This is a genomic window from Streptomyces fulvorobeus, from assembly GCF_013167895.1.
GTDB lineage: Bacteria > Actinomycetota > Actinomycetes > Streptomycetales > Streptomycetaceae > Streptomyces > Streptomyces fulvorobeus.
On sequence record NZ_BLWC01000001.1, the window covers coordinates 4,220,045 to 4,239,601 of the forward strand.

General features: G+C 72.8%; 8 protein-coding genes and 3 pseudogenes. 8 read left to right on the plus strand and 3 right to left on the minus strand.

The window, feature by feature from the left end:
• The first annotated feature begins 57 nt into the window (after positions 1 to 57).
• From Sfulv_RS19225 to moeZ, 3 genes and pseudogenes are all read left to right on the plus strand, one after another.
• A pseudogene (locus tag Sfulv_RS19225) lies at positions 58 to 1,022 on the plus strand (NAD-dependent epimerase/dehydratase family protein).
• A complete protein-coding gene (locus tag Sfulv_RS19230) occupies positions 1,010 to 1,828 on the plus strand; it encodes a spherulation-specific family 4 protein (RefSeq protein ID WP_173315728.1) in 819 nt (272 codons plus the stop codon). Before Sfulv_RS19225 ends, Sfulv_RS19230 begins: the two are co-directional and overlap by 13 nt.
• An 85-nt stretch (positions 1,829 to 1,913) precedes the next feature.
• A complete protein-coding gene (gene moeZ / locus Sfulv_RS19235) occupies positions 1,914 to 3,092 on the plus strand; it encodes an adenylyltransferase/sulfurtransferase MoeZ (RefSeq protein ID WP_173315729.1) in 1,179 nt (392 codons plus the stop codon).
• A gap of 66 nt (positions 3,093 to 3,158) precedes the next feature.
• On the opposite strand, the pseudogene Sfulv_RS19240 reads toward moeZ, so the two are convergent.
• The 3 genes and pseudogenes from Sfulv_RS19240 to Sfulv_RS19250 form a co-directional block, all read right to left on the minus strand.
• Positions 3,159 to 4,732, minus strand: a pseudogene (locus Sfulv_RS19240) (alpha/beta hydrolase).
• Positions 4,733 to 4,829: 97 nt separating this feature from the next.
• Positions 4,830 to 6,428: an alpha/beta hydrolase gene (locus Sfulv_RS19245; RefSeq protein ID WP_173315731.1), complete on the minus strand. Its 1,599-nt coding sequence runs from the start codon at positions 6,426 to 6,428 to the stop codon at positions 4,830 to 4,832.
• An 85-nt stretch (positions 6,429 to 6,513) separates the two neighbouring features.
• On the minus strand, positions 6,514 to 9,234 hold the full coding sequence (locus tag Sfulv_RS19250) for a lysylphosphatidylglycerol synthase transmembrane domain-containing protein (RefSeq protein ID WP_173315733.1): 2,721 nt from the start codon (positions 9,232 to 9,234) through the stop codon (positions 6,514 to 6,516).
• 221 nt (positions 9,235 to 9,455) lie between these two features.
• Between Sfulv_RS19250 and Sfulv_RS19255 the strand changes: the two genes are divergently transcribed.
• The 5 genes and pseudogenes from Sfulv_RS19255 (at position 9,456) to nudC (ending at position 19,550) form a co-directional block, all read left to right on the plus strand.
• Positions 9,456 to 9,866 (plus strand): MGMT family protein, encoded by a 411-nt coding sequence (locus tag Sfulv_RS19255; RefSeq protein ID WP_281385817.1) that lies wholly within the window; start codon positions 9,456 to 9,458, stop codon positions 9,864 to 9,866.
• 459 nt (positions 9,867 to 10,325) lie between these two features.
• Complete coding sequence (locus tag Sfulv_RS19260) at positions 10,326 to 13,595, plus strand: ATP-dependent helicase (protein ID WP_371874687.1); 3,270 nt, start codon at positions 10,326 to 10,328, stop codon at positions 13,593 to 13,595.
• Positions 13,596 to 13,651: 56 nt separating this feature from the next.
• Positions 13,652 to 17,155, plus strand: coding sequence for an ATP-dependent helicase (locus Sfulv_RS19265; RefSeq protein ID WP_173315735.1), 3,504 nt, complete (start codon positions 13,652 to 13,654; stop codon positions 17,153 to 17,155).
• 10 nt (positions 17,156 to 17,165) lie between these two features.
• Positions 17,166 to 18,559 (plus strand): annotated as a pseudogene (locus tag Sfulv_RS19270) (dipeptidase).
• Between the two features lie 43 nt (positions 18,560 to 18,602).
• A complete protein-coding gene (gene nudC / locus Sfulv_RS19275) occupies positions 18,603 to 19,550 on the plus strand; it encodes an NAD(+) diphosphatase (RefSeq protein ID WP_173315737.1) in 948 nt (315 codons plus the stop codon).
• Positions 19,551 to 19,557 lie beyond the last annotated feature (7 nt).

The window sequence follows — 19,557 nt, forward strand, 5'->3', positions numbered from 1 at the left end:
CATGACCCCCCAATTCCCCGTACCGGCAGCCCGCCGTCGGCACTCAGGGGGCGCGCGATGAGGGTGCTGCTGCTGGGAGCCAACGGATTCCTCGGCCGTTTCGTCGCCGACCGCCTGCTCGCCGACCCGGCCGTCCACCTCACGGCGCTCGGCCGGGGTGACGACGCCGACGTACGGTTCGACCTCGCGGGCGGCAGCCCGGGAGCGCTCACCCGCTTCCTGGACGCCGTCCACCCCGGGGTCGTCGTCAACTGCGCGGGCGCCACCCGCGGTGGCGCCCGCGACCTGACCCGCCACAACACCGTGGCCGTCGCCACCGTCTGCGAGGCCCTGCGCCGAAGCGGCTGCGGCGCCCGGCTCGTGCAGGTCGGCTGCTCCGCCGAGTACGGACCCTCGCAGCCCGGTTCGTCGACGGCCGAGGACGCCGTGCCCCGGCCCGGCGGCCCGTACGGGGTGAGCAAGCTCGCCGCCACCGAACTGGTCCTGGGCTCCGACCTCGACGCGGTCGTCCTGCGGGTCTTCTCGCCCGTAGGCCCCGGCACCCCCGCCGGATCCCCGCTCGGCCGCCTCGCCGAGGCCATGCGCCGGACCATGCAGTCGGGCGACGGCGAACTCAAGCTCAGCGGACTCGGCGTGCAGCGCGACTTCGTCGACGTGCGCGACGTGGCGCGCGCCGTCCACGCCGCCTCGCTCTCCGCCGCCCAGGGTGTCGTCAACATCGGTACCGGCAGGGCCGTGCGGCTGCGCGACGCCGCCGCCGTCCTCGCCAGGGTCGCCGGCTACGCGGGCGCACTCCATGAGCTGGACGCCCCCCGCCCAGGCTCCCGATCGGCGCCCCCCGCGCCTCCGTGGAGACCGTCGTCGAACACCTCTCGGCGACCCCGTCCCCCTACCCGGACGGGTGCGGCGTCTGGCAGCAGGCCGATGTCCGCACCGCGCGCGACCGGCTCGGCTGGCGTCCCCGGATCAACCTGGAGGAGTCCCTCGCGGACATCTGGATGGAGGCGGCATGCCGCATCTGACCACCACGGGCACCGCACGGCGGACCAGCGGAGGCGACCGGCTCGGATTCGGCGTACCCGGCTACGCGCATCCGCTGCTCGCCCCCGCCGAATGGGCCGAACTGACCCGGCCCGGCACCCCGTTGCACTGGGCCGTCCTCAACATCGACAACGGCCCCGGCGCGCGGCCCGACCCGCACTGCCTGGAGGCCGCGGGCCGGCTCCGTAACGCCAGGGAGCGGGCGCTGCGCGGCGACGCCCCGGACGACACCGTGCGGGCCTGCGGCGGCAGGCTGCTCGGCCACCTCGATCTGGCCCGGGGCGAGCGCCCCTTCGACGAGCTCCTCGCCGACGCCCGGTCCTTCGTGAGCTGGTACCGGGTCGCGGGCTTCTACCTCGACCGATGCCCCGCCGGGCGCGACGGCCTCCCGGCGGTGCGGAGGCTCACCAGCACGCTCTCCGCCCTCCTGGGGGACGGCGAAGGCCGGATCGTCCTCGGGCACGACACCCACCCGTACCCGGGTTACGCCGAGACGGCCGACCAGCTCGTCACCTTCCGGGGCTCGTGGACCGACTACCGCTGGTCGCAGGTGGCGGAGTGGACCGCCGCCTACCCGCCCGGCCGTTTCGCCCACTTCGTGCACGGAGTCCCGCGGACCCACCTCGACGAGGCCATGCGCATCGCCCGCTGGCAGGGTGCGGGGACGATCTTCTTCACGGACCGGACCGTCCACGTCCATGAAGGCGGACATACCGATCCATTCACGGCGCTGCCCAGTTACTGGGACGAAATCGTCTCGCGGATCGGACCCGGTATCTCGGAATGAGAGGGGGCGTGGCAGTGTTACCGCAAGAACAACCGTACGTAGCTGAAGTACGTAGAAACCGACCACCTGCATTGTTGAGGTTCCTGTGTCGCTGCCACCCTTGGTCGAGCCAGCTGCTGAGCTCACCGTCGACGAGGTCCGCAGGTACTCCCGCCACCTGATCATCCCGGATGTCGGGATGGACGGACAGAAGCGGCTGAAGAACGCGAAGGTGCTGTGCGTCGGCGCCGGCGGCCTCGGCTCGCCTGCCCTGATGTACCTGGCCGCGGCCGGTGTCGGCACGCTCGGCATCGTGGAGTTCGACGAGGTAGACGAGTCGAACCTGCAGCGCCAGATCATCCACAGCCAGGCCGACATCGGCCGCTCCAAGGCCCAGTCGGCCAAGGACTCGGTGCTGGGCATCAACCCGTACGTGAACGTGATCCTGCACGAGGAGCGGCTCGAAGCCGACAACGTGATGGACATCTTCGCCCAGTACGACCTGATCGTGGACGGCACGGACAACTTCGCCACCCGCTATCTCGTCAACGACGCGGCCGTTCTGCTGAACAAGCCGTACGTATGGGGCTCGATCTACCGGTTCGACGGGCAGGCGTCCGTCTTCTGGTCCGAGCACGGTCCCTGCTACCGCTGCCTCTACCCGGAGCCGCCGCCCCCCGGCATGGTTCCCTCCTGCGCCGAGGGCGGTGTCCTGGGCGTGCTCTGCGCGTCCATCGGCTCCATCCAGGTCACCGAGGCCATCAAGCTGCTCGCCGGTATCGGTGACCCGCTCGTCGGCCGGCTGATGATCTACGACGCGCTGGAGATGCAGTACCGCCAGGTCAAGGTCCGCAAGGACCCCGACTGCGCGGTCTGCGGCGAGAACCCGACCGTCACCGAACTCATCGACTACGAAGCCTTCTGCGGCGTCGTGTCCGAAGAGGCACAGGAGGCGGCGCTCGGCTCCACGATCACTCCCAGGCAGCTCAAGGAGTGGATCGACGCGGACGAGAAGATCGAGATCATCGACGTCCGCGAGCCGAACGAGTACGAGATCGTCTCGATCCCGGGCGCCCGGCTGATCCCGAAGAACGAGTTCCTCATGGGCAACGCCCTCCAGGATCTTCCGCAGGACAGGCGCATCGTCCTGCACTGCAAGACCGGGGTCCGCAGCGCCGAGGTCCTCGCGGTCCTCAAGTCGGCGGGCTTCGCCGACGCGGTCCACGTGGGCGGCGGCGTCATCGGCTGGGTCCACCAGATCGAGCCCGAGAAGCCGGTCTACTAGACCCGCTGAACGGGAAGGGGCCGGGCCGGCGCATCCGCGGCCCGGCCCCTTCCCGTGCGCGTCGCGCTACGAGCAGGTCCTGCCGTCCGCCGGGACCTCGCCGTCCAGGAAGTAGTCGTCGACCGTCGAGGTCACGCACCCGCTCTCGCCGTACGCGCCGTGTCCCTCACCCCGGTTGGTGACCATGACGCCGACGCCCTCGCCCAGCTCGTCCGCCATCTTCCGCGCGCCCTCGTACGGGGTCGCCGGGTCGCCGGTCGTGCCTATGACGAGGATCGGGCCCGCGCCCGGAGCGCTGACCTCCGGCGTGTCGTACTCGCCTTCGACCGGCCACCGGGCACACCAGCCGGCCGTGTCCCAGGCGAGGAACGGTCCGAACACCGGGGAGAGCTCGCGGAGTCCGGGCAGCAGGGCCCTGGCCTCGTCGGCCGTGGAGCGGGCCCTGGTGTCCGCGCAGGAGATGGCACGCTGCGAGTGGGACTGGGTGTCGTAACGCCCGTCCTCGTCCCGGCCGTTGTACGCGTCGGCGAGTTCGAGCAGCCCGTCTCCCGTGCCGCTCCTCTCCGCCTCGTCCAGCGCGGCCGTCAGCGAGGGCCAGCTGCTTTCCGAGTAGAGGGGGATCACGATGCCGGTGATCGCCAGGGACTCACTGAGCTTCCGGCCCGAGGAGGTCGGCAGCGGGCTGCCGTCGATCCGCTGGAGCAGCCGGGCTATCCGCCGCGTACCCGCTTCGGGGTCCTGGCCGCGGTCCTTCAGGTAGTTCTCCAGCGCCCGCTGGAAGCCGGCCGTCTGGTTGCGGGCGTGCCCCACCGAGTCCGCCGTCGGGTCCACGGCCGCGTCCAGAACGGTGCGCCCCACGTTGCGCGGGAAGAGGTGGGCGTAAGTAGCGCCCAGCTCCGTACCGTAGGACATGCCGAAGTAGGTGAGCTTGTCGTCGCCGAGGACGTGGCGGATCACGTCCATGTCGCGGGCCGCGTTCGCCGTGCCGACGTGCGGCAGGATCGCACCCGAGCGCCGCAGGCAGCCCGCGCCGAAGGCCGCGCTGTCGCTCACGAAGGCGGCCTCCTCAGCCGCGGTGTCCGGCGTCATGTCGACCGTGCTGTGGGTGGTGTCCTGCTCCTTGTCGGTACGGCACCTGACGCCGGAGCTGGCCGCGACCCCGCGCGGATCGAAGCCGACCAGGTCGTAACGGGAGTTGAGCTTCCCGTACGAGGAGGCGGCGGCCGGCAGGATACCGACACCCGAACCACCGGGCCCGCCGAAGTTGAAGAGCATCGACCCGAGGCGCCGGCCCTGGTCACGGGCCTCCTTGCGGATCAGTGCGATGCCGATCGTCCGGCCCGCCGGTTTCGCGTAGTCCAGTGGCACCTCGACGGTGGCGCACCGCCAGTCGGAGCCGGGGGCCCTCCCGCCCCGGGGGCCTCGCAGCGCTGCCAGTCGGGGCGCTGGGAGGTGAGCGCGGTGGGCAGAGGGGCTGAGCCCGGTTCGGCCCCGGCGGTGGCCGGCGGCATGGACCGGGTGGCCGGCGGCTCGGAAGCCTCCGGCACCGCGTCGCCGCCGCACCCCGCGAGCACCCCAGTCACCAGCAGAGCCGCCCCGGCCAGGGCGAGCGCCCGCCGGTCGGGTCCGAATACGCCCATGGTGCGTCCTCCCCCTGCCCGCGGGCGCGGGCACGCGCGCCGGGCTGTACAGATGCGGCCATGTTAATCGCCGCCACTGACAGCCCGCCCGGCCCGCTCAGCCGCAGACGGTGCCCGCGGCCGGGACCCTGCCGTTCAGCAGGTAGCCTTCCACGGCCTTGCGCACGCAGGGGTTCCCGCTGTTGTACGCGCCGTGGCCCTCGCCCTTGTAGGTGAGTTCCACCCCCACGCCCTTGCCCAGCTCCCGGGCCATCGACTTCGCGCCCTCGTACGGGGTCGCCGGGTCGCCGGTTGTGCCGATGACGAGGACCGGCGCCGCTCCCGGGGCGCTGACGTCGGGGGTGTCCCAGGCGCCCGCGACGGGCCAGCCGGTGCAGCTCATCAGCCCCCAGCCCAGGTAGTCACCGAAGACGGGCGATGCCTTGCGGAAGTCGGGGAGGGCCGCCTTGGTCTGCCCGACCGTGAACCGCACCCTGGAGTCGGCGCAGCTGATCGCGGTGCTGGCCGCGTTGGAGTTGTCGTAACGGCCGTCCTCGGAGCGTCCGTCCAGCGAGTCCGCGAGCGCCAGGAGCAGCCCGCCGTTGCCGCTTTCCGTCTCGTCCAGGGCCTGTTCGAGAAGCGGCCAGGTCTCCTGGGAGTACAGGGAGGACGCGATGCCGGTGGTGGCCTGGGTCTGCGTCAGCTGCCGTCCGCCCAGCCCCTCGACGGGCTTCTTGTCCAACTCGTCCAGCAGGTCGGCGATCCACCGCTCCACCTCCTTCCCCGTGGCGCCGGGGAGCTTGCAGTCGTCCCGTTCCGCGCAGTCCGCGGTGAAGTTGTCCAGGGCGAGCTGGAAGCCCTCGGCCTGGTCGAGCGAGGACTGCCGGGCGCTCTCGGCCGGATCGACCACCGCGTCCAGGACCGCCCTGCCGACCTTCTCGGGGAACAGATGGGCGTAGACGCCGCCCAGTTCCGTGCCGTACGAGATGCCGAAGTAGTACAGCCTGTCGTCGTCGAGGACCTCGCGCATCAGATCCATGTCGCGGGCGGCGTTCGCCGTACCGACGTAGGCGAGTGTGGAGCCCGAGTTGTCCTCGCAGTCGGCGATGTAGGACTTCAGGCCGTCGATGTACGTCTTCTCCTCGGCCGCGTCGTCCGGAGTGGCGTCCTTGGCGTGGAGCTCGTCGAGCCCGGTGTCGTCGGAGCAGTCGACGCCCTCGCTGCGGCCCACCCCGCGTGGGTCGAAGCTCACCAGGTCGTAGCGGGTCCTGAGCTTGTCGTAGGCGGTACCGAAGGACGGCAGGGTGGCCACACCGGAGGCTCCCGGACCGCCGAAGTTGAAGATGAGGGAGCCGATCCGCCGCTCCTGGTCGCGGGCCCTGCTCCGCACGAGTGCCAGTTCAACCGTCCTGCCGTCCGGCTTCGCGTAGTCGAGCGGGACGTCCATGAACGTGCACTGCCAGACGGAGCCGCCGGGCAGCGGGGAGGGTGAGCCGCCGCCGCCCTGGGCCTCGTTGGGGGCAGGACACGGCTTCCAGTCGAGCTTCTGGGAGAACAGCTCGTCCGCCGTCGATGCGGGCGATGCGGTCGAGGCCGGTGAGGGCTTCGTACCCTCCGTACCGCCGCCCTCCGCACCCTCCGAGCAGGCCGCCAGGGGCAGCAGCACGGTGACGGCGGCGGCGAGGGCGGCGGCACGAAGGGCGGGGGAAGTCCTCATGAGCCCATCGTGCTGGGGTGCGCGGGAGCGCGCGCGGGGCGTGGGCCAAGCGGGTGGTGACGGCCGCTGCCGCCGCACGCCCCTCTCAGAGCTCGCCCTTGCGGGTCAGCTGGTTGAAGCAGATCCAGCCGGGAAGCACCGGCAGCCACAGCGTCATCACGCGGTACAGGAGGACGGCGGGCGCCGCGACCTCCTTGGGCAGGCCCACCGCGATGAGGCCCAGGGTCAGCGCTCCCTCGACCGCTCCCATACCTCCCGGGGTCGGTGCCGCCGATCCCAGCGCGTTGCCCGCGAGGAAGACGACCGCGATGCTCGCATAGCTGAGCTGGGGCACGTCCGGGCCGCTGAACGCCCGGATCGACGCGTCGAGACAGAGCACGAACAGGCCCGTCAGCAGCAGCATGCCGCCGATCCCGGTGAAGAGCTTCTGCGGGCGCTGCACCACGTCGAGCATGCGCGGGACGACCCCGGCGAACAGTGACCGCACCCGGGTCACCACGAACTTGCGCAGGAACGGGATCGCGGTCACCACCAGCACGAGGACAGCGACCGTCAGGAGCCCGGCGATGACCGTCCGGGACGGTGTGAGCGAGTCAGGGGTCTTCTCGGTGCCGGTCAGATAACCGAACAGGGCAAGCAGCAGGATGTGGCAGCCCAGCCCGAACAGCTGCGAGGCCCCGACACTCGCGACGGCGAGCCCGGGGCGCACTCCGGCGCGTTGCAGGAAGCGGGTGTTCAGTGCGACCCCGCCGACCGCGGCCGGGGCGACGATCTTCACGAACGACCCGGCGACCTGCGCCAGTACGGTCCTGCCGAAGGGCACCCGCTCCGGCACGAAGCCCAGCAGGCTCATCGCCGCGGCGATGTAACTGAGGGCGGAGAAGCCCAGCGCGGCGGCGACCCAGCCCCATTCGGCCTGCTCGACGACGGTTCCGAAGTCGGCCTCGGTGACCTGCGAGATGAGGAAGTACGCGGCGATGGAACCGGCGATGCAGCTGAGCAGGGTGCGCGGCTTGATGCGTTCGAGACGGACGGGTTCGACGGGGGCCTGCGGCCGGATCAGCAGCACCTGACGGCGGATCTGCGCGAGCAGGTCCTCCTCGCGCGCCTCGTCGAGCGCGTCGTCGATCGCCCGCTTCTCCGCCTGCTTCTCGGTACGCAGCGACTTCCGCACGGACTTGCGGGCGCCGTTGCCGTCCGGTTCGGCGTCGGGTTCCCCGGCGTGCCTGGCGGCGTGCGAAGCCTCCACCACGGCCTCGCGCTCACGCTGCGAACGCTCCCGGGCGATCCTGCGCAGCGTCGCCCGGGTGGAGCGGCTGAGCGCGATCGGCTGGAGCAGCGGCAGCGAGTCGGCGACGGCGTCCGGGCCGAGCACGGCGAGCGCCCCGGCGACCGCCCTCTCCGCGCCCATCCGCAGTCCGGTGGTGGTGAGCAGCTGCGCGACGTCCATCCGCAGCACGAGGTCGCCCGCGGCGATCTCGCCGCCCCGCAGATCGGTGACGAACACCGTGCCGGAACGATCCACCAGAATCGCGTCCCCGGTGAGCCTGCGGTGGGCGATCCGCCGTGACTGGAGGGACTTCACCTGCCGCCAGGCGCCGCGCACGAGGTCGTCGGTGATCTCCTCGTCCGCCATCGCGTCCAGCGAGCGCCCGCCGATGTGCTCGTACACGAGCATCACGGCGTCGGGGCCGAGTTCGGAGGTGGCGATCAGCTTGGGGGCGTTGGCCCCGGCGGCGATCGCCGCGTACGCGAGCAGTGCCTCCTGCTCGAGTGCCTGCCGCAGCGACTGGATGGACCGGCGCTGGGTGATGCCGCGCAGGGTGAGCCTGCGCCAGGCCCGGTAGAAGAACCCCTGGGCCTGCTGTTCCCGGTCGACGACCGTCACATCGAGTGGTGGACCGTCCTCCAGGGTGACCTGGTACCGGCGGCCCCGGTCGTTGTGGTCGGGGTTGTCGGGGGTGTCGTCGGCGCGCATCGCCGCCACCGGGCGGAAGCCCACGTGACGCAGGCCGGCCATCAGGTGCTGGCCGGTCGGGCGGACGTTGGGCGAGCCGACCGCGTACACCGTCCCGTACGCCACGGTCCAGCCGATCAGCACGGTGAGGATGATCGAGAACGGGGTGGTGTAGCCGCCCACCAGCATCGCGAACGCGTCCAGGAGCAGCACCACCCACAGCACGACCCGCCAGCGCGGCCTCCGGGCCATCCCGACCGCCGTCATGTACGCGATGACGGGGGCGAGGTAGCCGTGCACCGGGTCGCTGAGCGAGTCCCCTGGCTGGGGCTGGGTCAGGGCGTCCTGGATGGTGCCGGGGCCGGACCGCGCCACCCAGAGGTCGGTGGCGAGGGTGACTCCGTGGGCCAGTACGGCGGCGAGCACGCCGTCCGCGATGCGCAGCCCGTCACGTTTGACGAGCCGCTCGATGGCGAAGGCGACGGGCACGAGCAGCACGGCGATGCTGGAGACCAGACCGGCGAGCTTGATCAGCAGGTCGGGAGCCTGGTCGGTGCCCTTGGTGATGTCGTCCTCGAGCCCCGTCGTGGTGCCCTGGGCGAACGCGGCGATGAAGAACAGCAGGACGATCGCGAGGACGCCGATGAGGAGCCGCATGAGGTCGGCGGGCCGGTGCACCCGGGCGGGGAGCAGCGGTTCGTCGCCCGAGACGCGGTCGGTCAGCTCCTCGCTCGCGGTCGAGAGCGTCGACCCGGCGGCCTCACCGGATGCCCGGTCACCGGAGCCCTGGCCCGGCGCGTCCGGGCGGGGCCCGGCATCAGAGGCGTCCGCCGCCTTCGGTGGCTGCACGCCCTGCTCCTTCGTCGCCTCTGGTTGGTCTTCGTGTTCTCGTATCACCGGTCACCGCCCGCATGATGGTGGCACGGCCTGTGGACAGAGGGGGGCATCAGGGTGCATCGCGTAGGCGCGCGAAGCGCAAAATACCCCTCTTCGCGCGCACGCACACGCGCTGTCACCGGGAGAACACGGCCGGGGGTCCGTTGTCGGTGGCATACGGCAGGATGGGCCGGATGAGCGAGAACCGGATCAGCGGTGGGACGGCCGAGCCGACCGGCGACGCCCTGCCGGAGTACGCGGAGCGGGTCCTCGACGTCGCCGACCTCATCCCGCCCGGCCGCGTCATGACGTACGGCGACGTCGCCGAGTGGCTCGGTGAGGGCGGCCCGCGACAGGTCGGCCGGGTGATGGCGCTGTACGGCTCCGCGGTGCCGTGGTGGCGGGTGGTACGGGCCGACGGGGCGCTGCTGCCGGGCCACGAACTGCGGGCCATGGACCACTACCGCGAGGAGGGCACCGCGCTGCGCGAGGCTCCGCGCGGTGCGGAGGGTCACCTTCCGCGCCTCGACATGAAGCGTGCGAGATGGGACGGCGGCACGGGCGCGACCGGTGGCCGCGGCGAGGGCGAGGAAGCTCACATCTGACAGCTTCGGCCATCCGCGCGTCCCATGGGCGGTGCCGGGCCCGCAGGGGGCACGCGTCGGTTCCACGGTGCTCCGCGCCGTCCCGAGCGGCCGGACACGTGACGAGGGACGCAGCGGACCCGCTGCGTGCCGGGCCGCGGCTGGCGTAGCGTCGTTCACCCGAGGCACACCCCGTCCTCTCGTCGTAGCGAGGAGCGGGCCCCTGCGCGGACCGCGGCAGGCGGCCACCCGCAGCAGCACGATCACCCGCATCCGTCACACCCGCACACCGAGTACACCCACCAGGACCGGCGACCCACGTGAGCTCCTCCTCTTCCACCCGGCACAGTCCGCACCGCCAGGCCAGGCGGGGGACGCCGGGCGCGTACCGACTGGTGCGCACCCCGCCGGGCTCGGTGGGCCCCCTCTCCTGGACGCAGGCCAGCGCGCCGTGGTTGACCACCCGGGGGGCCGCTCCTGGTGCTCGCGGGACCCGGTACGGGTAAGACGACGACGCTCGTCGAGGCGGTCGCCGCGAAGGTCTCCGGCGGGACCGATCCGGCGCGCATCCTCGTCCTCACCTTCAGCCGTAAGGCCGCGGTGGAGCTCCGCGACCGGATGGCGGCCCGCCTCGGCGCCGCCCGGGGGCCGCAGGCCACCACCTTCCACTCCTACTGCTACGCCCTGGTCCGGGCCCACCAGGACGCCGATCTGTTCGCCGACCCCCTGCGCCTCCTCTCCGGCCCGGAGCAGGACGTGACCGTCCGTGAGCTGCTCGCCGGTCAGGCCGACCTCCAGTCGCAGGGCCTCCCCCATGTCCGCTGGCCCGACGAACTGCGGGCCTGCCTGACCACGCGCGGCTTCGCCGACGAGGTCCGGGCGGTGCTGGCGCGCAGCCGGGAGCTGGGCCTCGGCCCGGACGCCCTCGGCGCCTTCGCCCGGCGTACGGGCCGTCCGGACTGGAGCGCGGCGGCGCAGTTCCTCGCGGAGTACCTGGACGTCCTGGACGCGCAGGGAGTCCTGGACTACGCGGAGCTGGTGCACCGGGCGGTGCTGCTCGCGGAGCGCCCCGAGGTGTCGGCCGTGCTGGCGGAGCGGTACGACGCGGTCTTCGTCGACGAGTACCAGGACACGGACCCCTCGCAGGTACGGCTGCTGCGCGCGCTCGCCGGGAACCGGGGGGGCGTGCCGGGGGCCGGCGGCGGGCGGACCCTGATCGCGTTCGGCGACCCGGACCAGTCGATCTACACCTTCCGCGGCGCCGACGTGAACGGCATCCTCGAATTCCCGGACGCCTTCCCCCGTGGCGACGGAGCGCCGGCGCCCGTCGCCGTCCTCACCACCTCGCGCCGCTCGGGGGCCGGACTGCTCGAAGCGACCCGCCTGCTCACCCGCCGGATGCCGCTCACCCGGCTGCCCTCGGAGAAGGTGCGCGCCCACCGAGAGCTCACGGCTGTCCGGGAGGGCGGCCGGGTGGAGGCGTACACCTACCCGACCGCGTCGGCGGAGCTCGACAACATCGCGGACCTGCTGCGCCGGGCGCACCTGGAGGACGGTGTGCCGTGGAGCGAGATGGCGGTTCTGGTACGGGCCGGAGGGCGCTCGATCCCGTCCGTGCGCCGCGCCCTCACCTCGGCGGGCGTCCCCCTGGAGGTGGCGGGTGAAGACCTCCCGCTGCGCCACGAGCCCGCGGTCGCCCCGCTGCTGACCGCGCTCCGCACGGTCGCGACGGCGGCCCTGAACGGGCCGGCGGCGGCTCAGACTGCCGCCCCGGCCCATGCCCCGGCCGCCCCCCCGGCTCAGGCTCCGGCATCGGCCCCGGCTTCCGAAGAGCCCCCCGGAGCCGGGGACGGCGTGCCCGCTTCCGATGCGCCCTCCTGGCTCGACACCGAGACCGCCCTCACCCTCCTCACGTCCCCCCTCGGCTCGATGGACGCCGCCGATCTGCGGCGCCTCGGCCGCGCCCTGCGGGACGAGGAGCGGGCCGCGGGCAACCGCGTACCGCCGCCCTCCGGCGAACTGCTGGCCCGGGCCCTCGCCGAACCCGAACGCCTCGTCACGCACGACCCGTCCTACGCCCGCGGCGCCCAGCGCCTGGGCGCCCTCCTGCGCAAGGCCCGCGAACTCCTGGAAGGCGGCGGCACGGCGGAGGAGGCCCTCTGGGTGCTCTGGGACGGCACCCCGTGGCCGGGTCGGCTCGAACGGTCCGCCCTGCGCGGCGGCCCGGCCGGCCGCAACGCGGACCGGGACCTCGACGCCGTCTGCGCCCTCTTCGACACGGCGGCCCGCGCCGAGGAGCGCACCGGGGGACGCGGCGCGCTCAACTTCCTGGAGGAGGTCGACGCCCAGGACATCGCCGCGGACACCCTCTCCCGGCGTGTGGTGCGGCCCGACGCCGTACGCCTGATGACGGCGCACCGCTCCAAGGGCCTGGAGTGGCGCCTCGTCGTGGTCGCCGGTGCGCAGGAGGGCCTCTGGCCCGACCTGCGGCGCCGGGGATCACTCCTGGAAGCGGACAGGATCGGCCGGGACGGCCTCGCCGAACCCCTCACCCCGGGTGCGCTCCTCGCCGAGGAACGCAGGCTCTTCTACGTCGCCGCGACCCGCGCCAGGGACCGTCTCGTCGTCACGGCGGTCAAGGCCCCGGCCGACGACGGCGACCAGCCTTCGCGCTTCCTCACCGAGCTCGGTGTCGAGCCCCGGGACGTCGCGGGACGCCCCCGACGTCCCCTGGCCGTCGCCGCGCTCGTCGCCGAGCTCCGGGCCACCACCGTCGACCCCGCGGCATCCGGCACCCTGCGCGAGGCCGCCGCCCACCGGCTCGCCCGCCTCGCCGCGCTGACCGACGAGGAGGGCCAGCCCCTTGTCCCGGCGGCCCATCCGTACCGCTGGTGGGGGCTGGACGAACCGACCCGCTCGGCCGTCCCCCTGCGTGACCGCGACCACCCCGTCGCGCTGTCCGGCAGCGCGCTCGACCAGCTGGCCAACACCTGTGCGCTCCAGTGGTTCCTGGGCCGCGAGGTGAAGGCCGACGCCCCGGCGACCGCCGCCCAGGGCTTCGGCAACGTCGTCCACGTCCTGGCGGACGAGGTCGCCTCCGGCCGCACCCCGGCCGACCTGGACGTCCTGATGGAGCGGCTGGACTCCGTCTGGAACGGCCTGGCCTTCGACGCACCCTGGAAGTCCGGGCAGGAGAAGGAGCACGCCCGCGCCGCACTCGAACGCTTCCTGCGCTGGCACGTCATGGACCGCGCGGGCCGCACCCCGGTCGCGAGCGAGCACGACTTCGACGTGACGCTCGAAGCGGGGGAGTACGCGGTACGCGTCCGGGGCTCCATGGACCGCGTCGAGAAGGACGCGGAGGGCCGGGCCTACGTCGTCGACTTCAAGACCGGGAAGGCGTCGCCGACCAGGGAGGAGGTGGCCGCCCACCCCCAGCTCGCCGTGTACCAGCTGGCCGTCCGGGAAGGCGCGCTCGACGAGGTCTTCGACGGACAGCGGCCGGAATCCGGCGGCGCCGAGCTCGTACAGCTGCGCCTGCCCGCTCCCAAGAAGGAGGGCGGCGACGCCCTTCCCCGCGTACAGGCACAGGAACCCCTGTCCGGGGAGTGGGTCCCCGATCTGCTGGCGACGGCGGCGGGCCGGGTCCTGGACGAACGCTTCACCCCCTCGACCGGCCAGCACTGCGCGCACTGCGCCTTCCGAGCCTCGTGCAGCGCGCAGCCGGAGGGCCGCCAGGTCGTGGACTGAGCGCGGGCGGACGTGCTCGCCGCACGCTGTCAGTGGGTCCGGTTAGCCTCTCTGGAGTGTCCTCACGTATCAGCGATCCCGAGGAGCTCAAGGAGCTGCTCGGGATTCCGTTCACCCCGGAGCAGACGGCCTGCATCACCGCGCCGCCGGCTCCGCAGGTGATCGTGGCCGGAGCCGGGTCCGGGAAGACCACGGTGATGGCGGCGCGCGTCGTCTGGCTGGTCGGCACCGGACAGGTCGCCCCCGAGCAGGTGCTCGGGCTCACCTTCACGAACAAGGCGGCGGGCGAGCTCGCCGAGCGGGTCCGCAAGGCCCTGGTGGCCGCGGGAGTCACCGACCCGGACGTCATCGACCCGGACAACCCCCCGGGCGAACCGAGCATCTCGACGTACCACGCCTTCGCCGGCCGGCTGCTGACCGAGCACGGACTGCGCATCGGACTCGAACCCACCACGCGGCTCCTCGCCGACGCCACCCGCTACCAGCTCGCCGCCCGCGTACTGCGCGCGGCCCCGGGCCCCTATCCGGCACTGACCAGGTCGTTCCCCACCCTGGTGAGCGATCTGCTGGCGCTCGACGCCGAGCTCGCCGAGCACCTCGTACGCCCCGAACAGCTCGCGGAGTACGACACCGAGCTGCTCCGGACCCTCGAAACGGCCAAGCTCAGCAACGCCGAGCTGCGCAGGCTTCCGGAGACCGCCGAGGCCCGCCGGGAGCTGCTCGACCTGACCGTGCGCTACCGGGACGCCAAGCGCAGCCGCGACCTCCTGGACTTCGGCGACCAGATCGCGCTCTCCGCCGAGCTGGCGCTCACCCGGCCCGAGGTCGGCGCACTCCTGCGTGAGGAGTTCCGGGTCGTCCTGCTCGACGAGTACCAGGACACGTCCGTCGCCCAGCGGCTCCTCCTCTCGTCCCTGTTCGGCGGGCACGAGGCGGGAGCGGCGGGCCACGCCGTGACCGCCGTCGGCGACCCCTGCCAGGCGATCTACGGCTGGCGCGGAGCCTCCGTGGCCAACCTCGACGACTTCCCGGCACACTTCCCGCACGCCGACGGCACCCCCGCCACCCGGTACTCGCTCAGCGAGAACCGCCGCAGCGGCGGCCGCCTCCTCCACCTCGCCAACGGCCTCGCCGACCCGCTGCGCGCCATGCACGAAGGCGTCGAGGCGCTGCGCCCCGCCCCCGGCGCCGAGCACGACGGGACCGTGCGCTGTGCCCTGCTGCGCACCCACACGGAGGAGATCGCGTGGCTCGCCGACTCGATCGCCCACCTCGTGGCGACGGGCAGGGCACCCGGGGAGATCGCCATCCTGTGCCGCACCGCCGGCGACTTCGCGCAGATCCAGGCCGCGCTGGTCGACCGGGACATCCCCGTGGAGGTCGTCGGGCTGTCCGGGCTGCTGCACCTGCCGGAGGTCGCCGACCTCGTCGCCGTCTGCGAGGTCCTCCAGGACCCGGGGGCCAACGCCTCCCTGGTCCGGCTGCTCACCGGACCGCGCTGGCGGATCGGCCCCCGCGACCTCGCCCTCCTGGGCCGCCGGGCCCGCCTCCTGGTGCACCGGGCCGCACACGAGGAGGACGCCGACCCTGACCGCCGCCTCGCCGAGGCCGTCGAAGGCATCGACCCGGCCGAGGTGATCTCCCTCGCCGACGCCCTCGACACCTTCCTGGCATCGGGCGGCGCCGAGGACGACGGCCTGCCGTTCTCCGCCGAGGCCCGCGTCCGCTTCGCCAGGCTCGCCGCCGAACTGCGCGACCTGCGCCGCTCCCTGGCCGACCCCCTCATGGACGTGCTGCACCGGGTCCTCGCCACCACCGGTCTGGAGGTCGAACTCTCCGCCTCACCGCAAGCCCTGGCCGCCCGCCGCCGGGAGACCCTGAGCAACTTCCTGGACACAGCGGCAGGGTTCGCCTCGGTCGACGGCGAAGCCACGCTGCTCGCCTTCCTCGGCTACCTGCGCACCGCGGCGCAGTACGAGAAGGGGCTGGACAACGCCCTGCCGGGCGGTGAGAACACCGTCAAGGTCCTCACCGCGCACAAGTCCAAGGGCCTGGAGTGGGACGTCGTCGCGGTGCCCGGGCTGGTCACCGGACAGTTCCCGAGCGGTCAGACCCGGGACTCCTGGACCTCCCAGTCCAAGGTCCTGCCGCACGCCCTGCGCGGTGACACGGCCACGCTCCCGGTGGTGCGCTCCTGGGACGCCAGGGGGCTCAAGGAGTTCAAGGAGGAGATGAAGGAGCATCAGCGGACCGAGGAGCTCCGCCTCGGTTACGTCACCTTCACGCGTCCGCGTTCGCTCCTGCTCGGCTCCGGCCACTGGTGGGGACCCACCCAGAAGAAGACCCGCGGCCCGTCCGACTTCCTGGACGCGCTGTACGAGCACTGCGCCGCCGGGTACGGCGAGATCGAGGTCTGGGCCGACGAACCGGCCGAGGGCGAGGAGAATCCCGCCTTTCAGGACAGGGACACCGACCAGGCGTGGCCGCTGCCGCTGGACGAGGCGGCCACAGCCCGCCGCCGCGCGGCCAGGGACACGGTGCTGGCCCACCTGGAGGCACTGGCCGCCGCCGGTCCCGTACCGGACGTCTACGACCACGACGTCCGGCAGCCGGCGGCCACCGGACGCGAGGTGCCGGGCGGTGCCCCCGCCGGGGCGTACGACGCCACAGGCGACCCGGTCGCCCCGGACGCCTGGTCCGATGATCCGTTCCCGGACGGGGAGCCGTATCCCGACGAGGCCGCGGACTGGGACACCCTCGCCACCGAACCGTCAGAAGCCCTCGCACCGCCACCCCCCTCGGCACCAGAGGGCCCGCACGTCCCGGCGGCCCGCGCTCCCGTGGACACCGAGACAGCCCCCACCCCGGAGGAGTCCCGCGCCCTCGCCTCCTGGGACCGCGATCTCGAAGCACTCACCGGTGAGCTGCGCCGTGCCCGCGCCACCGTCCGTGACGTCGTCGTCCCCGCCTCCCTCTCCGCCACCCAGCTCCTGCGCCTCGCTGAGGACCCGGACGGTTTCGCCCAGGAGCTGGTCCGCCCCATGCCGCGACCGCCCCAGCCCGCCGCCCGCAGGGGGACGCGCTTCCACGCCTGGGTGGAGTCCCGTTACGAGGAGCTGCCGCTGCCCATGCTCGGCCCCGACGAGCTCCCCGGCGGTGACGGGAGCGACGCCGAGATCGCCGACGAGCAGGACCTCGCGGAGCTCAAGGAGGCGTTCGAGCGCACGGAGTACGCCCGCCGCACCCCGTACCGCGTCGAGACGCCCTTCCAGATAAGCCTCGCCGGCCGGGTGGTCCGGGGCAGGATCGACGCCGTCTACCGCACGGGCGACACGTACGAGATCGTCGACTGGAAGACCAGCCGCAACAGGACCGCCGACCCGCTCCAGCTCGCCGTCTACCGCCTCGCCTGGGCGGAGCTCCACGAGCTGCCGCTCGACTCGGTCACGGCCACCTTCCTCTACGTACGCAGCGGGGAGACCGTCCACCCCCCGGACCTGCCGGGCCGCGCGGAACTGGAGCGCATCCTGCTGGACGAGCCACCTCGGCCGGGCCGATAGGCTCAAGGCCATGAGCGACACCCCGGACAGCGCTGTCCGTACGTACATAGACACGCACCGTGCGGCCTTCCTGGAGGATCTCGCCGCCTGGCTGCGCATTCCGTCCGTCTCGGCCCAGCCGGAGCACGACGGGGACGTACGGCTCAGTGCCGAGTGGCTGTCCGCCAAGCTCAGGGAGACCGGCTTCCCCGTCGCCGAGATCTGGGAGACGCCCGGTGCCCCCGCCGTCTTCGCCGAGTGGCCCAGCGCGGACCCGGACGCCCCGACCGTGCTCGTCTACGGCCACCACGACGTGCAGCCCGCGGCCCGTGAGGACGGCTGGCACACCGACCCGTTCGAGCCGGTGATCCGCGACGGCAGGATGTACGGACGCGGCGCGGCCGACGACAAGGGCCAGGTGTTCTTCCACACCCTGGGCGTCCGCGCCCACCTCGCCGCGACCGGCCGCTCCGCCCCGCGGTCCACCTCAAGCTCCTGATCGAGGGCGAGGAGGAGTCCGGCTCCCCGCACTTCCGCGCGCTCGCCGAGCAGCACGCCGCCCGACTGGCAGCCGACGCGGTGATCGTCTCCGACACCGGGATGTGGGACGAGACCACCCCGACCGTCTGCACGGGAATGCGCGGCCTCGCCGAGTGCGAGATCCAGCTGCACGGCCCCGCCCAGGACATCCACTCCGGTTCGTTCGGCGGCGCGGTCCCCAACCCCGCGACCGCGGTCGCCCGCCTCGTGGCGGCGCTGCACGACGCGGACGGACGAGTCGCGGTCCCCGGTTTCTACGACGGCGTGGCCGAACTCACCGACACCGAGCGTGCCCTCTTCGCCGAGCTGCCCTTCGACGAGACCACCTGGCTGCGCACCGCCAAGTCGCGGGCCGCCTCGGGCGAGGCCGGTTACTCCACCTTGGAGCGGATCTGGGCCCGCCCGACCGCCGAGGTCAACGGCATCGGCGGCGGCTACCAGGGCGCGGGCAGCAAGACGGTGATTCCGTCCTCCGCGCTGGTGAAGCTCAGCTTCCGGCTGGTCGCCGGCCAGCATCCGGACCATATCGAGAACTGCGTACGGACCTGGGCCGAGGCGCGGATCCCGGCGGGCCTCGACCACCGCGTCTCGTTCTCGTCCGCCACCCGCCCCTGTCTGACACCGCTGGACCACCCCGCCCTGCAAGCGGTGACGCGCGCGATGGGCCGGGCCTTCGGCAAGAAGATCCTCTTCACCCGTGAGGGCGGTTCGGGACCCGCCGCCGACCTCCAGGACGTGCTCGGCGCCCCCGTCCTCTTCCTGGGTATCTCCGTACCGTCCGACGGCTGGCACGCCCCCGACGAGAAGGTCGAGATCGGCCTCCTCCTCAAGGGTGTGGAGACCGCCGCCCATCTCTGGGGCGAGCTGGCCGAGGCACTCCGCTGAGAACTCATGGCACCCGATCCGTCCCGGGGAGTAGGAACCACCTGTGAGCACCTTCGACAACGCGACCGCAGACCGGCCCATCGGTCTCACCGCACCGAGCGGCATCGACCGCGCCGCCCACCAGCGCCTCGACGAGGCGTGGCTCGCCGCGGCCTGGAGCCACCCCACGACCAGGGTCTTCGTCGTCTCCGGCGGCCAGGTGCTGATCGACGACACGGCCGACGGCGGCACCGCGATCGTGATGACCCCCGCCTTCGAGGCGCCGGTCACCGAGACCCACCGCTACTTCCTCGGTACCGATGAGGAGGGCGTCAGCTATTTCGCCCTCCAGAAGGACTCCCTGCCCGGCCGCATGGACCAGTCGGCCCGCCCGGCGGGGCTGCGTGAGGCGGGGCTCCTCCTCGGGGCGCGCGACGCCGGACTCATGGTCCACGCGGTCGCCCTGGAGAACTGGCAGCGGCTGCACCGCTTCTGCTCGCGCTGCGGCGACCGCACCGTCATCGCGGCGGCCGGCCACATCCGCCGCTGCCAGGCGTGCGGCGCCGAGCACTACCCGCGCACCGATCCCGCGGTGATCATGCTGGTCACGGACGACCAGGACCGGGCGCTGCTCGGCCGCCAGGTCCACTGGCCCGAAGGCCGCTTCTCGACGCTCGCGGGGTTCGTCGAGCCGGGCGAGTCGATCGAGCAGTCCGTGGCGCGCGAGGTCTTCGAGGAGGCGGGCATCACCGTCGGCGAGGTCGAGTACATCGCCAGCCAGCCGTGGCCCTTCCCCTCCAGCCTCATGCTCGGCTTCATGGCACGCGCCACCACGTCGGAGATCGACGTGGACGGCGAGGAGATCGAGGAGGCCCGCTGGTTCTCCCGTGAGGACCTCACGGCGGCCTTCGAGTCGGGCGAGGTGATGCCCCCGTTCGGCATCTCGATCGCGGCCCGGCTCATCGAGCTCTGGTACGGCAAGCCGCTGCCCAGGCCGCGCGGCACTGCCTGACCCCCGT